Origin of the sequence: Methanomicrobium antiquum (genome assembly GCF_029633915.1) — an archaeon.
Classification (GTDB): Archaea; Halobacteriota; Methanomicrobia; order Methanomicrobiales; family Methanomicrobiaceae; genus Methanomicrobium; species Methanomicrobium antiquum.
The window spans coordinates 2006971-2022100 of sequence record NZ_CP091092.1; the positions used below are offsets into that span (position 1 = coordinate 2006971).

Here is a 15130-nt window from a genome sequence, read left to right on the forward strand (position 1 = left end):
TTTTGGGTTTTTTTTAAATATCCTGAAATTTAAGACAGAAATATTTCCTGTTTATGTTTCTGCCGCTTTTTGCTAATCTTTTTATGATTATCTCATAATGACAATCTGTCTCACGGGCAGTTTTTACAGACCAGGGGTCTGTTTTGCCTGTGAAATCTTTTCAATCAGCTCTCCGGGATTGAGCTTTGCAAGATTTTTTAGTTTTTCAACAAAGTCATCTCTTTTTTCCGGAACAAGAGCAATCTCTAAAACTTCCTCAATTTTTGTTACCGGTATAATCTCAACCAAATCCTTGTAACGGTCTTCTATTAATACATCATCAAGGTTTGACTGTGGAATTATAATTGTCTTTATTCCTGCCTTTGCCGCCGCTTCAATCTTATATGTAACACCGCCTATTGGAAGGACATTTCCCCTGACTGAGAGTGAGCCTGTCATGGCAACATCCTGGCGAACCGGAATTCCTTCAATTGCACTGATTACCGCTGTTGTAACACTGATTGATGCAGAATCGCCTTCAACTCCGCTGTAAGTGCCTATAAACTGGATATGAATATCCATATTTTTGATATCCTTTCCTGTAAACTTTTTAACAATCGCACTTACATTGATGATTGACTCTTTGGCAATCTCCTTTAAAAGACCGGTTGCAACAATGTTTCCTGTTGCACCCTGTGTCGGAGTAACCTCAGCCATAATCGGAAGAACCTGTCCGGAATCAGCCCCGACAACCGCAAGACCGTTTACACGTCCTATCTGAGCACCGGAAACGACTGTAAGCTCATATTCACGGCTTCTTTTTGTGTATTCGTCAGAGATCTGATCCTCAACCGATCTTGCAATACTCTTTGCTTTTAGCACATGATCGGTTGTTGTCACCTCTGAGCCGTCCTGGCGTGCCATATCTCCTGCAACACGGATAAGACCTCCCATATCACGAAGCTTTAGTGTGAGGTGTCCCTTTCTGTTAGAACGTCTTCTGGCCTCACGCATTATCTCTTCGATTGCTCCTCTGTCAAACGGCGGAATCTTATTGTCGTTTTTAATCTCCTGGGCGACAAACATGATGAACTTCTTCTGATTCTCTTCAGTATCAGGCATTGTGTCCTGCATGTAAACTTCGTATCCATATCCTCTGATACGTGAACGAAGCGCCGGATGCATCCCTTCCATGGCATCAAGGTTTCCTGCGGCGATCATTACAAATCTGCACGGGACAGGCTCGGTTTTGACCATTGCACCGCTTGAGCGTTCACTCTGACCGGTGATTGAGAATTCTCCTTCCTGAAGTGCAGTCAAAAGATTCTGCTGGGAATGGGGAGTTAAGGTGTTAATTTCGTCTATGAAGAGAACACCTTTGTTTGCCTTGTGAATCGCTCCTGCTTCCACACGGTCATGTGCAGGTGTTTCAAGACCGCCTGACTGGAAGGGGTCATGCCTTACATCGCCTAAAAGCGCTCCTGCGTGAGAGCCGGTTCCGTCAAGGTATGGTGCATGAGAGTCTTTTTCGTTTGAAACCAGAAGCTTTGGAACCATTGCCTCTTCTTTTGGCCTTGAATACTGAAGAGCCATAAATATAAACGCCGCACCGATGATACCCATCAAAAGCTGTCCGGTGATGATTGCATATCCCATAATGCCAAAGATAAGTATCATAATCAGTGTGTTTCTTGTCTGTGCACGCTTTCTGGCCTCTATTTTATGTGCTGAGACGATCTCTTTTCCGCGTCCTGCCTTTACTGTCCTGATAATCGGTGTGTTTGAATCATCGGAGTTTGGATATACCAAAATGTCCTGCATATCCTCCTTTGGCAAAAGCTCGGCCATTGCCTTTGCAAGCATTGATTTGCCTGTTCCGGGAGTTCCTATCATCATTACATGACGGCGCTGGGTTGCCGCTTTTTTGATGACCTCAACAGCATGCTCCTGGCCTATAACCTGGTCAATAAGCCTTTTTGGAACTTCTATATCAGAAGAGGTCTCTATTTTGTCAAGCTCCAGCTCATCAAGTTTTAAAAGCGGTTTTTTATTCTCTTCATTATCTGCCGCTTCATTATTGTCTGCCTCTTCGTGTATTGTGACAACAGGAGTGTCTTCTGCGCGTGATTCAGCAGAAGGACTGTCAATTGGCTCAGAGGAGGCTGTATCGCTTCCGCTCATACTGCCCTTTTCAGGCCCACTGACCAAAAAATCTTTTGAATCAGGTTCTTTTTGATTTATATCTGGATTTTTATCGTTATTTACCATTAACAGATTTACCTCTTACAAACGATAGTGCTTAAATGATTCTTTCCTGATAGTTTAAGTACTTTCCAGAACAGGTAATAATCATGAAAATAGTCAGCAACGAGAGATCACAGGTTTTAGCCGCAAAAACAGCCGCCATTTGCGGGCTTGACCTAGTACCTGTCGAATTTAAAAAGTTCCCTGACGGAGAGCTTTATTTAAAGACAGGTAAGAGGGATGAAAAGACTGTAATCATTGCAAGCATCACTGACAGCGATTCTTTTATCCAGACACTTCTTCTTGCAGACGCATGTGAGGAGTCAGAAATAACACTTGTTATTCCTTACATGGGATATGCACGACAGGATAAGAAGTTCAATGACGGAGAAGCTGTCAGTGCAAGAGCGGTTGCAAGGGCGCTTTCACAGAATGTTTCAAAGATATACACGATTAATACACATGAAAAGGAGAATCTGTCATTTTTCAAAGTCCCTGCAGAGGACTTAACACTTGCTCCATATATGTGCAGATACATAGAGACCTTAAATCTTAAAGAGCCGTTAATTATTGCACCTGATGCAGGAGCGGCCGCATTTGCAAAGTCTGTAGCCGCTGAGATGGACTTTGACTGCGACCACCTACAAAAAACAAGGCTTTCCGGAACAGAGGTTACAATGCAGCCAAAAGATCTTGATGTGAATGAAAGAAGTGTGGTAATTGTTGACGACATCATCTCAACCGGCGCTACACTTGCAAATGCCGCCGCGATGCTTAAAAATCAGGGAGCCGCGGAGGTTCATACAGCATGTGTTCACGGGGTTTTTGCCGCCGGCGGATTTGCAAAGCTCTTTTCAGCAGGTCTTGCATCTCTTGCATCAAGTGATACAATCGAATCTGCTTCAAGCAAAATTTCGGCTGACGAATGCATAAAAAAAGCAATACTTGGATAAAATACAAATTTCAAACAAACAAATTAAAAAACAATAAAAAATGTCGATAAATTATTTCAGAAAAGGTGTCAGAAAATCATCAGATAATAATCAGATAATCATAAAATAATCCTCAAACAATCATGCCTGAAAAAACGCCTGTTAAGATACTTGATTCATCCTTTTTTTTCCTCGATATACCGATGGATGGTGAATTTGCAATTCCTCATGCGGTTGAAGAGGAGCTAAAAGATATAAGAGCAAAGTCAAAGCTTGAAGCATTAAAGGCACAGGGTCTTATTGTCTGTGAGCCCTCAGAAGAGTCCAGAAAAAAAGCAGTTGAGGCTTCTGAAAAATCAGGAGATATTCAGGTTATATCCTCAACTGACACAGATGTGATTGCACTTGCACTTGAGCTTGGCGGAAGCGTTGTTACAGACGACTTTGCTCTTTCTAATACTGCACAGACACTGGGACTTAAAGTATATCCGCTTCAGATGCGTGCGGCTAAAAAAAGGAGATGGAAATACCGGTGCACAGGGTGCAGGAAACTTCACGATTCATTAGGTGAATGTGATGTCTGCGGAGCTTTGATCAAAAGAATGTATAAGTGATAAAATCAATATCGTAGATTATGTCATCTCTTAGTGAACTCATTGAAAAAGCCAAAAATCTTCACTCGGAAGGAAGGAGCTCAAGCCAGATTGCCGATGAGATGAGTCTTTCAACTGAAACCATAACGTGGCTTTTAACACAGCAGAAAGGCGAAAAGGCAGCGCCAAAAGATATTGTAATAGACTGGTCATCTATAAGCGGCCATGCTGATATGCTTCATGACGCATCTGTAATGCTTCTTAAAAGATATATCCATGCAACTGAAGATGCAGACGCAGACGAAGAGATATTTCCGGATTTAATTGTCGGAGTTGCACATTCAGGAATACCGATTGCAACAATGATTGCAGGCGAGGCTGATTCACTTTTTACAATGTTTCACCCAAAAAAGCATGCCACCGGTGAAAACCCGACAGGCTCTCTTAACAGCAGTTTTGCAGATGTATCAGGCAAGAAATGCTTAATAGTCGATGATGTTATCACAAGCGGAAGAACAATTGCAGAAACGATTGATTCAGTTAGAAAACATAACGGAACGGCAATTGGAGTCTGTGTTTTATTTGACAAACTCGGCCTTGATGAGATTGACACAGTTCCTGTATATTCACTTGTCAGAGTCAGCAGAATTGACTAAAAACGTCCGGAAAAAATATATTTCATGCTAACTGTTTCATGGAATTTACGAAGTAACTCTCATTAAAAAAACTATATTGCTTATAAAAGAGGACTATATTGATTTATAAAAAAACGTTCATGAAACAAATTTTTCATGGACTGTTACATGAAAATCATGAGTTGGTTTTCATGGTAAATGATACAAATATCAGAGGATTTAGGATATGGCTGTAATTGATTTGGTAGTATTTGAACTGAATAAGACACTTTATGCACTTGACATCACACTTGCACGCGAAATTGTTGAGATGATGACTCCGACCCCTATTCCACGCTCTCCCCCTCATGTGGCAGGAATAATTAATCTTCGCGGCGAGATTACAAAAATAATTCATTTGTGCACTCTTCTTGATATTCAGGAAAATCCTGACGCTGAAACAAGAAAAATTATTATTCTGACATCTGCTGATTCAGAAAAATCTAAGATTGGAATAATTGTGGATGATGTTAAAAGCGTTATTGCAATAGAAGAAGATACAATTGACACAATGGATAATGCAGTCTCAAAAGAGGCTTATGTTAAGGGGATAATAAAAAGAAAATCCGAAACTGACAATAAAGAAACACAGCTTGTAATCTGGATTGATCTCTCAAAAGTTCTTGAAGAGCTTAATTTTGGGTTGAATCAATAATAAAACAATCAGCCTTTATCTTTATTCATAGTCCGGATTTAAAAATTGTTCATGAATTAAGAATAAATTTTCAAATCTCCGCTCAATTATCAGATATAATATAATCATCATTTAATTTTGGTTTTAAGGCTAAATATTAGCTGTAATAAAACATTTATTTAATTTTTCAGGTGTCAGAATACCAATGATAAGTTATATATAGAATCGCAATTCCACATTTATGGAGAATCTTATTGAGAGGTATCTGCATATGTTATCAGGACAACCAATAGTAATTTTACGCGATAATGTCGATGTAACAAGCGGAATGGAGGCTCAGCGCTCAAATATCATGGCATGCAAAGCCATTGCGGGCGCTGTCAGAACAACTCTTGGTCCGCGTGGCATGGACAAAATGCTAGTATCCCCGTCAGGTGACGTAGTGCTCACAAACGACGGTGCAACAATTCTTCATGAGCTTTCTGTCGAACATCCGGCGGCAAAGATGGTAATCGCTGTTGCAGAAGCACAGGATGATGAGGTCGGAGACGGCACAACAACTGCGACAATTTTCATCGGTGCACTCATGGAAGAGGCTGAAAACCTCTTAAAGAAGGGAATTCATCCGACAATCATTGCAAAAGGTTACAACCTTGCAATGGTAAAAGCTCTTGAAGTCCTAAATGAGAATTCAATCACAGCAGGACCTGACAACAAGGATATGCTGATGAAGGTCGCAGAGACAGCAATCACCGGCAAGTCAATTGAATCAATGAAAGATTCAGTTACAGAGATAATTGTTGACGCTGTTTTATCAGTTGCACAGACTGAGGATGGCAAAACAACAGTCGATGAGGATGACGTCAGGATTAAGACAATCGTCGGTGACAGCCTTGATGAGGCAGAGCTCATCTCCGGATTTTTGATTGACAAGACACGCTGTGACACAGGAATGCCAAAGAAGGTTGAAAACGCAGTAGTTGCTCTTCTTTCACAGCCTCTTGAGATTAAAAAGACAGAGACCAAATCAAAGATTAAAATCACATCCGCTGAGCAGGTAGAGGCTTTCTCGGAGAGAGAAAAAGAAAATCTAAAGGCAATTGCTGAAAAGATTAAAGCTTCAGGCGCAAATGTTGTTTTATGCCAGAAAGGTATCGCCGATGCAGTTCAGTACTATCTTTCACACGACAAAATCCTTGCAATCCAGGATGTTCCTGAAAAGGACATGAAGGCATTTGCACGTGCACTTGGCGCAACAATTGTCAACACACCAGGGGATCTCGAAGAGGGTGTTTTAGGAAACGCGGCTTTGGTTGAAGAGTTAAAGGATATTAAGGCAACAAAGTTCACAGGATGTAAAAACGGAAAGACTGTAAGCATCCTTATCAAAGGCTCAAACCAGATCTTCGTTGACGAACTTGAGCGTGCTGTATATGACGCTGTACGTGTTGTAATGGATGCAGTTGAAGATGGTAAGTTCGTTGTTGGTGCAGGTGCAATCGACACAGAGATTTGTATCAGACTTTCTGAGTACGCCCCTACAGTTGGCGGAAGAATTCAGCTTGCAATCGAGGCATTTTCCAAAATCTTTGAGACAATTCCAAACACACTTGCAGAAAACTCAGGACATGACTCAATCGATGTTCTTGTGGACTTAAAGGCCGCACATTCTGCCGGTGAGAAATATGCCGGATTAAATGTCTTTACAGGCAAAGTGCAGGACATGTACAAAGAAGGCGTAATTGAGCCGATGCGTGTTAAAAGACAGGCAATCCAGAGTGCCGCTGAGACTGCATCACTGTTAATCCGTGTGGATGATATGATGGTTTCAAAATCAGCTGCTCAGATGGCAAGAGAGCACTAAATTTAAAAAAAACGTTCATGAAACTTTGTGTTTCATGCAAACAGTTTCATGTAAATCACAAAGTGATTTTCATGGTAAAATATTTTTATAACTTCTTTTTGTGAGTTCTTTTTGATACTACTTTTTTTTTAGATACTACTTTGTGACTTCTTTTTAGTGAGTACTTTTCAGGAGTTGTTTTTTTGCGAGTTCTTTTGGGAACTTCTTTTTAGTTATTACTTTTAGATGACTTCGTTTTAGGGAATTTTTATTGTTTTCAGGAGTTGTTCATCTGCCAAAACAGTAAGATGATTCTCCTTATAGTATAGTCTGCAAAACTCTTTGGTTATAAGATCTGACCTTTGATATTTTACTCTGATTTATAGAAGTCATTTAAATTAATTATACAGAGGAACTGTATTTTAAAAAAATAGTTCATGAAAGAAATTATCATTGACGTTTTTTAAAAAAAGGTGATATATCAGATGAATTTTAAATTAAAAAGATTTTTTACAGCCGTATTTATATGTCTTGTAATTTCGCTATGCATTCCTGCATCAGCACAATCCGCACAGGCCGGACAGCAGGAAGTTATTTCGGGCGGGAATAGTTTAGAAGATTCCAATGAAAATTCTAATGATGAAATTTTTCTTGAGATTTATGCTAAAAGTAAGAACATAAAAAGCGGCGATAAAGCATGGATTTCTGCGATAGCAAAGGATAATTTGGGCAATCCAATCGCAAACCAGACTGTTTATTTCTTTTCGAGTCTTGAATTGTCAGGAGTAAATGTTGACAGGTATATTGGCGAGGCACAAACAAATGAAAAAGGAATTGCAATTTTTCGACCGGCACTTTCTGTAAACGGCGATTATGGAACAATATTGATAGGATGTGCGGCAGAAAACGAAAATACAGGTGATGCATACTATTCAGCACACACGATGATTACTGTTACAAACCCCTATCCATGTATTAGCGAAGAGTCCGAAGAAGATGATAATCAAAACTGAGTCTTTTTATCCCGGAAAGATTCATAATTTTTATTTTCTTTTATCCTGTGTTTTTTAATATTCTGTGTTCTTATTCTGTTTCATTAATATGTTTTTACCCTGTTTTATTACCCTGTTTTATTACCCTGTTTATTATTCTGTTTCATTAATTTGTTTTTTTACCCTGTTTTATTACCCTGTTTATTATTTCTGTTTCATTAATATGTTTTTTTACCCTGTTTTATTACCCTGTTTATTATTTCTGTTTCATTACCATGTTTTTTTGCTGTGCTCCATCCCCATTTTCTTATCCTCTCCTTTATCCCCTTTGTTTCATCCCCATTTTCTTATCCTGTCCTTTATCCTCTTGAGGATGTGGTAAGCACAACATAATCTGCCTCTTCAGCCTCCATATCTTCAGGAACACTGATATTATCCTTTAAAATTATGACAGTGTCAGGTATTACGTCTTTTAAAAGCAGTATCTCAGATAAAATAGTGCCTTTTAAAAACTCAAATTCGCACAACTCATTTTCATGCTTAAAAAAAAATCTGCATTTCATGTAAATTTCCAAAATTTTTAAAAAAAGTATTTATTTTTTTCTTAAATGAGGTTTTCCAAATCTTCATGACTTTTTGTGCCGGAATTAACACATTATTTCCGGGATTTTTCAGTCAGTCTTTAGTTCTTTTAGTTATTTCTTTAGTCCTTTCTGAACTGAGGCATCATCGAGCGAATCTCTGCTCCGACTTCTTCTATTAAATGCTCCTCATCCGAGCGTGTCAGTGCATTAAATACAGGTCTGTTTACCATATTCTCAAGAATCCATTCCTTTGCAAACTCTCCTGTCTGGATTTCGCAGAGGATTTCGTCCATTGCCTCGTAGGATTCTTTTCCAACAACCCGCGGGCCGCGTGTAATATCACCATACTGGGCAGTATTTGAGATGGAATCACGCATATTTGTAAATCCGCCTTCATATATGAGGTCAACAATAAGCTTCATCTCATGAAGAACTTCCAGGTATGCCATCTCAGGTGCATATCCTGCGCCGACAAGAGTCTCAAATCCTGCTTTGATAAGCGATGTTACGCCTCCACAGAGAACTGCCTGTTCGCCAAAGAGATCTGTCTCAGTCTCTTCGCGGAAGGATGTTTCAAGAACAACAGCACGTGTGCCGCCGATTCCTTTGGCATATGCAAGTGCAATCTTTTTTGCATTACCTGTATAATCCTGCTCGATTGCAATGAGTGCAGGAACACCTTTTCCCTCTTCAAATGTCCTTCTGACCATGTGTCCGGGACCTTTTGGTGCAACCATTACAACATCAACATCTTTTGGCGGAATAATCTGGCCGTAATGGATGTTGAATCCGTGCGAGAACATAAGACACTTATTTTCAGAGAGGTAAGGCATAATCTCGTTTTTGTAAACCTGTGCCTGATTTTCATCCGGAAGCAGAATCTGAATGACATCTGCACGTCTGGCCGCTTCAGAGACATCAAAAACACTAAGTCCGTCTTTTTCTGCCTGTTCTCTGCTTTTCCCAGGCCTTATTCCAATGATTACATCAAGACCACTGTCTTTTAAGTTTAAAGCCTGCCCTCTGCCCTGTGAACCATATCCGATTACTGCTATGGTTTTTCCTGCGAGATCTCCAAGATCCGCATCTGACTCATAATATTTTTCCATCATTTTAAAATCCCTTTTTTAATCTTCTGTTTTCAAATTATTACATTCTTCATAGGGATATTAGTTTTTCCCGTTTAATCTGTAATGTTTTTTTCATTTAAATTATTCATTTAAAGACTGCCGGTTCTGTAAACAACATTTAAAGCGTTTACCATCGCCTCTGCCGATGCAATGACAATATCAGAGTTTGAAGCGGAGGCATCAAAAATTCTTCCCCTGTCATCCTCAACTTCTATTGTAACACAGCCTAATGCATCACTTCCGCCGGATATAGCCTCGACCTGATAGCTCTTTAGTAAGACATTTCCCGGCGCAATCCCTAAAAGCGCCTTCATTGCGGCATCAACCGGACCGTCACCGGTTTTAGAGCAGATTAAATTTCTGCCGTTTACAATTGCCCTGACACTTGCTGTCGGAATTGCATGGTTTCCTGTAAATATTGAGATGTCGTCTAAGACAACTGCCTTTTCCTGACTTCCTGTGCCTGTAATGCTGTCTGCAATCTCATAAAGATCTGATTCTGTAACCTTTTTGCCCCGTCCTGAAACCTCTTTTACCTTTGCGACAATAATATCCAGCTCAGAATCTTTGGGATTTATATTTGCATCCATTAACATCTGCTTAACAGCGTGCTTTCCGACATGCTTCCCAAGCTTTAAACGCCTTCTGTGCCCGACCATCTCCGGCGTCATTATTCCCGGCTCAAAAGTGCCCGGATTTGCCATAACTCCATGTGAGTGGATTCCGCTCTCATGCGAAAATGCATTTTCGCCGACAACCGGCTGAATCGGAAGAACCGGTATCTGGGCAAATCTTGAAACCAGTCTGGATGTTTCAACAAGCCTTTCGGTTATGATATTAGTTTTAATTTTGTAAATGGACTCCATTATCATAACAGTCTGTGCAATATCGGCATTTCCTGCTCTTTCGCCAATACCGTTGATTGTGACCTGAACCTGATCTGCACCGCCCTCAACTGCCGCGATTGTGTTTGCAACCGCAAGTCCGAAATCGTTGTGGCAGTGAACATCAATTCTGCACTTTACGTTTTTGCGAACCATCTCTACAAGCGGTTTCATCATCGAGGGTGTGCATATACCAACAGTATCAGGAAGATTGATAATTGTTGCACCTGCCTCATCTGCAACCCTGCAGACCTCAATTAACTCTTTTGGGTCTGTTCTGGTCGCATCCATCGGTGAAAACATCACAAGACTGCATTTTGACCGGGTATAAGAGATAATCTCTCTTGTAATTTCCAGAACTTCTGCATGAGACTTTTTGATTGTGTGGGTTCTCTGAATCTCTGATGTAGGAATGAAAACATGAACCATATCAACGCCGGCTTCTATACACCTGTCCACATCTGACTTAACAGAGCGTGCAAGTCCACAGATTTTCGGGCGGATACCCTCTTCACAAATTTTTTTTACGGTCTCAAATTCGACATCCGATGATGCCGGAAAACCTGCTTCAATCACATCAACGCCAATATCAGAGAGCTGATGCGCAATTTTAATCTTTTGCTCAAGTGTGAAGGACACACCGGGCGTCTGTTCACCATCACGGAGTGTGGTGTCAAAAATTGTAACTGCTTTTTCGCTGTCAACTATACTTTTATCGCCAAAGAAAGCGATCTGCCACTTTCGCAGTGACTTCTCCAATCCCGTCTTTTTGAGACATACTCAAATACATTGTATTATGCAGATATAAAGGTTTCTTATGTGGTGCATACTCAGCAGATGTTATTCTTTAGTGGTGCGATCTGATGCTGTAGTGTTGGCCACATGGTGCATGAAAATGGAGATTCTGCACAATGTTTATATAGTTACTGCAGGATAAATATGAATGGAGTTTATTCCCATGAGTGAGTGTTTTATTTGGCAATAATAAAATCCGTTTCCTTGACACGACCCTTCGTGACGGGGAACAGACGCCCGGCGTTTCTTTAACGCCAGAACAGAAACTTAAGATAGCTGAAGAATTATCCCTTATTGGTGTTGATGTAATTGAGGCAGGCTCTGCCATCGCATCTGACGGTGAAAGGGAGGCTTTACGGCTCATATCTGATGCCGGATTTAAAGCTGAAATCTGTACATATTCACGTGCAAAAAAAGAAGACATTGATCTTGCAGTCAAATGTGGTGCAGACTCGGTTCATCTTGTGGTTCCTGTTTCAGATTTGCATATAACAAAAAAGCTTGGCAAAAACCGTGACGAGGTCTATAAAATGGCGATGGACGCTGTCTCATACGCCAAAGAAAGAGGCCTAATCGTTGAGCTTTCAGGCGAGGACGCATCACGTGCCGACCAGACGTTTCTTTCAGAACTTTTCAGAGACGGAGTCTCGGCAGGCGCAGACAGACTTTGCTTTTGCGATACGGTCGGTCTTTTAACGCCGGAGAGGGTTTCAGAGATGATTCCGCCCCTTGTGCTTGCACCTTTAAGCATCCACTGCCACAATGACCTCGGCCTTGCACTTTCAAACACAATTTCCGCATTAAAGGCAGGTGCATCCTGCGCCCATACAACAATAAACGGAATGGGAGAGCGAGCCGGAAACACACCTTTTGAAGAGGTGGTCATGGTGCTTGAAAAGCTATATAACTACGATACCGGAATTGACAAGAAGAGAATCTATTCTCTCTCGACACTTGTATCACAGCTTACAAAGGTTCCGCTTGCAACAAACAAGCCGATTGTCGGTTCAATGGCATTTACGCACGAGAGCGGAATCCATGCACACGGCCTATTGCGTGACGCATCCACATATGAGCCGATGAGTCCTGAGACTGTAGGGAGAAAAAGAAGGATTGTTCTTGGGAAACATTCAGGAACTGCTTCTGTTCAGTCAGCCTTAAACGAGCTTGGATACTCACCAAATGACAAACAACTTGCAGAGATTGTCGCAAGGGTCAAGCAGGTCGGCGATAAGGGAAGAAAAGTGACAGATGCGGATGTAATGGCAATTGCGGATTCTGTAATGCTTTTAGAATGTAAACCGGTAATAAGCCTCAGGCAGTTTACGGTTGTTTCAGGAAGCAATGCGATACCGACAGCATCTGCAACAATGGTTGTAAACGGACAGAAGGTAACAGGCGCCGCAACAGGAACAGGGCCTGTGGATGCAACAATAAATGTGCTTTCACAGTCTGTTGCCATGCTTGGCGATATAAAACTTGAAGAGTATCATGTCGATGCCATAACAGGCGGTGCTGATGCTATGGTGGATGTTACTGTAAAGCTTAGGAAAGACGGAAGAGTAATTACCTCCAGAGGTGCAAGAACAGATATAGTAGAGGCCAGTGTTGAGGCTGTATTAGCCGGAATGAACAGGCTTTTGAGGAATGAAAATGAAAACCGGGGCTAAAATACTAATTGAAAGCTTAAAGGAAGAGGGAGCAGAGATAATTTTCGGATATCCGGGAGGATCAGTCCTTCCGATTTATGACGAACTTTATGACGCAGACTTAAAGCACATTCTTGTAAGGCACGAACAGGCCGCAGTTCACGCGGCTGACGGATATGCAAGAGCGAGCGGAAAAGTGGGCGTGTGCCTCTCAACCTCAGGTCCGGGTGCATGTAACCTTATTTCAGGTATTGCAACCGCAAACATGGACTCAGTTCCGGTTGTTGCATTAACAGGCCAGGTTCCGACTCAGATGCTTGGAAACGATGCTTTCCAGGAGTCTGATATAACAGGAATAACAATGCCTGTCACAAAGCACAATTATCTCGTAAAATCTGCAAAAGAGATAAAATTAACAGTCAAATCCGCTTTTTTAATTGCGGGAACAGGAAGAAAAGGGCCTGTTTTAATAGATCTTCCAAAGGACGTGCTGACTGACAAGGTAAATGAGGCTGATGTCATCACAAAAGAGCCTGAACTCAGAGGATACAGGCCAAAGATAAAGGGGCACTCAAAACAGATAAAAAAGGCAGTTGATCTAATCTGTGAGGCGAAAAAACCTGTAATCTACGCCGGCGGCGGCGTTATCTCTTCAGGAGCGTCAGATGAGCTTTTGAGTTTTTCTGATATGTTTTGCATTCCTGTAACGACTACCATGATGGGACTTGGAGCACTTCCGGCAGACCATCCGTTAAATCTCGGTATGCTTGGCATGCACGGAACAGAATATGCAAACTATGCAATTACAGAGTGCGATCTCTTAATTGCCATCGGAGCACGCTTTGACGACAGGGTTACAGGAAAATTAAGTGAGTTTGCCCCCAATGCAAAGATAATACACATAGATATAGATCCAGCAGAAATCGGCAAGAACAAAAATCCTGATGTTCCGATTGTAGGCGATGCAAAATCAGTTCTTTCAGATCTTATTCTGATTGCCAAAGACAAAAGGTGTTCATGCGATCCGTGGCTTAAAAAAGTCAGATTATGGCAGGAAAACCACCCCTTACGACTGGATATGGACGGAAAGCTTCACCCGCAGTACATTATAAAAAAGCTCTCTGAAATTTTAAACGGAGAAGGCATAATCGTAAGCGAGGTCGGGCAGAATCAGATGTGGGCTGCACAGTATTACGGGTTTAAAAGACCACGCCAGTGGATAAGCTCAGGTGGTCTTGGAACGATGGGATTTGGGTTTCCGGCGGCGATTGGTGCACATTATGCGAAGCCTTCCGAGACAGTCTGTGTTATTGCAGGTGACGGCAGTTTTCAGATGAATATCCAGGAGCTTGGAACTGTTGCACAATATAACATTCCGGTAAAGATTGTAATTTTAAACAATATGTACTTAGGAATGGTAAGGCAGTGGCAGGAGCTTTTCTATGACAAAAGATACTCATACACAGAGCTTCCGCCTGTTGACTTTGTCGGAATTGCCGCGGCATACGGAATTTGTGGCCGGAGAATAGATAATGCAGAGGATGTCGAAGACGCCTTAAGAACTGCTATTAATTATGACGGGCCTTATCTGCTTGATTTCAGAATCGAGCGTGAAGAAAATGTATTTCCAATGGTTCCGGCAGGAGCGGCGATTAGCGAGATGATTGGAAAGCACAATCCAAACGGAGAGGAGAGATGAAACAGCATATAATAAGCGTTCTTGTTGAGAACAAGTCAGGAGTTCTTGCAAGAGTTTCAGGGCTTTTTTCCAGACGGGGATTTAATATCGAAAGTCTGGCTGTCGGCACCTGCGAAGAGCCGGGTATGAGCAGGATTACAATTGTAGTCTACGGAGACGATACTCACATTGAGCAGGTGAAAAAACAGCTCAACAAACTGATTGATGTAATAAAAATCACTGATATTACAGAAAAAGATCATGTTGAGCGTGAACTTGCACTGATAAAGGTCCATGCCGAGCCTAACATTTCCAGATCAGAGGTTATGCAGATAGCAGGCATATTCAGGGCTAAAATAATTGATGTCGGCCAAAAGACAATTGTTCTGGAGATAACCGGAGATACGGAAAAGATTTTGGCGATAGAAAATCTTCTAAAGCCCTACGGTATTTTGGAGCTTGTCCGGACAGGAAGGGTTGCTCTTCAAAGAGGAAGTCTTCAGGATAAATAACTCTAAA

Annotated in this window: 13 protein-coding genes; 9 read left to right on the plus strand and 4 right to left on the minus strand. The window is 41.4% G+C overall.

The genetic code is table 11. The features are described 5' to 3' along the window. Nucleotides 1–123: 123 nt before the first annotated feature. The gene (gene lonB, locus L1994_RS09890; RefSeq protein ID WP_278099277.1) at nt 124–2247 is read right to left on the minus strand and encodes an ATP-dependent protease LonB; all 2124 of its coding nucleotides are present in this window, start codon (nt 2245–2247) and stop codon (nt 124–126) included. An 83-nt stretch (nt 2248–2330) separates the two neighbouring features. Here lonB and L1994_RS09895 point away from each other — a divergent pair, with 83 nt between their 5' ends. The 6 genes from L1994_RS09895 (at nt 2331) to L1994_RS09920 (ending at nt 7912) form a co-directional block, all read left to right on the plus strand. Beyond that, nucleotides 2331–3176 (plus strand): ribose-phosphate diphosphokinase, encoded by an 846-nt coding sequence (locus tag L1994_RS09895; RefSeq protein WP_278099278.1) that lies wholly within the window; start codon nt 2331–2333, stop codon nt 3174–3176. A gap of 122 nt (nt 3177–3298) precedes the next feature. Continuing rightward, nucleotides 3299–3769: an NOB1 family endonuclease gene (locus L1994_RS09900; protein WP_278099279.1), complete on the plus strand. Its 471-nt coding sequence runs from the start codon at nt 3299–3301 to the stop codon at nt 3767–3769. A gap of 20 nt (nt 3770–3789) precedes the next feature. Beyond that, on the plus strand, nt 3790–4404 hold the full coding sequence (locus tag L1994_RS09905; RefSeq protein WP_278099280.1) for an orotate phosphoribosyltransferase-like protein: 615 nt from the start codon (nt 3790–3792) through the stop codon (nt 4402–4404). A 205-nt stretch (nt 4405–4609) separates the two neighbouring features. Then, nucleotides 4610–5077, plus strand: a complete 468-nt coding sequence (locus L1994_RS09910) for a chemotaxis protein CheW (RefSeq protein WP_278099281.1) — start codon at nt 4610–4612, stop codon at nt 5075–5077. A 250-nt stretch (nt 5078–5327) separates the two neighbouring features. Next, on the plus strand, nt 5328–6920 hold the full coding sequence (gene thsA / locus L1994_RS09915) for a thermosome subunit alpha (protein WP_278100841.1): 1593 nt from the start codon (nt 5328–5330) through the stop codon (nt 6918–6920). Between the two features lie 464 nt (nt 6921–7384). Then, on the plus strand, nt 7385–7912 hold the full coding sequence (locus tag L1994_RS09920) for an Ig-like domain-containing protein (RefSeq protein ID WP_278099282.1): 528 nt from the start codon (nt 7385–7387) through the stop codon (nt 7910–7912). Nucleotides 7913–8250: 338 nt separating this feature from the next. On the opposite strand, the gene L1994_RS09925 is transcribed toward L1994_RS09920, so the two are convergent. The 3 genes from L1994_RS09925 to L1994_RS09935 all read right to left on the minus strand — a co-directional run bounded on the left by L1994_RS09925 (nt 8251) and on the right by L1994_RS09935 (nt 11248). Next, complete coding sequence (locus L1994_RS09925; RefSeq protein WP_278099283.1) at nt 8251–8454, minus strand: hypothetical protein; 204 nt, start codon at nt 8452–8454, stop codon at nt 8251–8253. Between the two features lie 140 nt (nt 8455–8594). Further along, nucleotides 8595–9587, minus strand: a complete 993-nt coding sequence (gene ilvC / locus L1994_RS09930; RefSeq protein ID WP_278099284.1) for a ketol-acid reductoisomerase — start codon at nt 9585–9587, stop codon at nt 8595–8597. Between the two features lie 107 nt (nt 9588–9694). Next, the gene (locus L1994_RS09935) at nt 9695–11248 is read right to left on the minus strand and encodes a 2-isopropylmalate synthase (RefSeq protein WP_278099285.1); all 1554 of its coding nucleotides are present in this window, start codon (nt 11246–11248) and stop codon (nt 9695–9697) included. Between the two features lie 203 nt (nt 11249–11451). On the opposite strand from L1994_RS09935, the gene L1994_RS09940 reads away from it, so the two are divergent. The 3 genes from L1994_RS09940 to ilvN are packed head-to-tail and all read left to right on the plus strand — an operon-like array spanning nt 11452 to nt 15123. Next, nucleotides 11452–12954 (plus strand): 2-isopropylmalate synthase, encoded by a 1503-nt coding sequence (locus L1994_RS09940; RefSeq protein ID WP_278099286.1) that lies wholly within the window; start codon nt 11452–11454, stop codon nt 12952–12954. Then, the gene (gene ilvB, locus L1994_RS09945) at nt 12938–14632 is read left to right on the plus strand and encodes a biosynthetic-type acetolactate synthase large subunit (RefSeq protein WP_278099287.1); all 1695 of its coding nucleotides are present in this window, start codon (nt 12938–12940) and stop codon (nt 14630–14632) included. The genes L1994_RS09940 and ilvB overlap by 17 nt, the downstream gene beginning before the upstream one ends. After that, nucleotides 14629–15123 (plus strand): acetolactate synthase small subunit, encoded by a 495-nt coding sequence (gene ilvN / locus L1994_RS09950; RefSeq protein WP_278099288.1) that lies wholly within the window; start codon nt 14629–14631, stop codon nt 15121–15123. The genes ilvB and ilvN overlap by 4 nt, the downstream gene beginning before the upstream one ends. The last annotated feature ends 7 nt before the right edge of the window (nt 15124–15130 follow it).

What these genes read in the sequence shown, in the direction of transcription:
- lonB (WP_278099277.1), bottom strand. Translation starts at nt 2,247, where the DNA reads ATGGTAAATAACGATAAAAATCCAGATATAAATCAAAAAGAACCTGAT.
- L1994_RS09895 (WP_278099278.1), top strand. Translation starts at nt 2,331, where the DNA reads ATGAAAATAGTCAGCAACGAGAGATCACAGGTTTTAGCCGCAAAAACA.
- L1994_RS09900 (WP_278099279.1), top strand. Translation starts at nt 3,299, where the DNA reads ATGCCTGAAAAAACGCCTGTTAAGATACTTGATTCATCCTTTTTTTTC.
- L1994_RS09905 (WP_278099280.1), top strand. Translation starts at nt 3,790, where the DNA reads ATGTCATCTCTTAGTGAACTCATTGAAAAAGCCAAAAATCTTCACTCG.
- L1994_RS09910 (WP_278099281.1), top strand. Translation starts at nt 4,610, where the DNA reads ATGGCTGTAATTGATTTGGTAGTATTTGAACTGAATAAGACACTTTAT.
- thsA (WP_278100841.1), top strand. Translation starts at nt 5,328, where the DNA reads ATGTTATCAGGACAACCAATAGTAATTTTACGCGATAATGTCGATGTA.
- L1994_RS09920 (WP_278099282.1), top strand. Translation starts at nt 7,385, where the DNA reads ATGAATTTTAAATTAAAAAGATTTTTTACAGCCGTATTTATATGTCTT.
- L1994_RS09925 (WP_278099283.1), bottom strand. Translation starts at nt 8,454, where the DNA reads ATGAAATGCAGATTTTTTTTTAAGCATGAAAATGAGTTGTGCGAATTT.
- ilvC (WP_278099284.1), bottom strand. Translation starts at nt 9,587, where the DNA reads ATGATGGAAAAATATTATGAGTCAGATGCGGATCTTGGAGATCTCGCA.
- ilvB (WP_278099287.1), top strand. Translation starts at nt 12,938, where the DNA reads ATGAAAACCGGGGCTAAAATACTAATTGAAAGCTTAAAGGAAGAGGGA.
- ilvN (WP_278099288.1), top strand. Translation starts at nt 14,629, where the DNA reads ATGAAACAGCATATAATAAGCGTTCTTGTTGAGAACAAGTCAGGAGTT.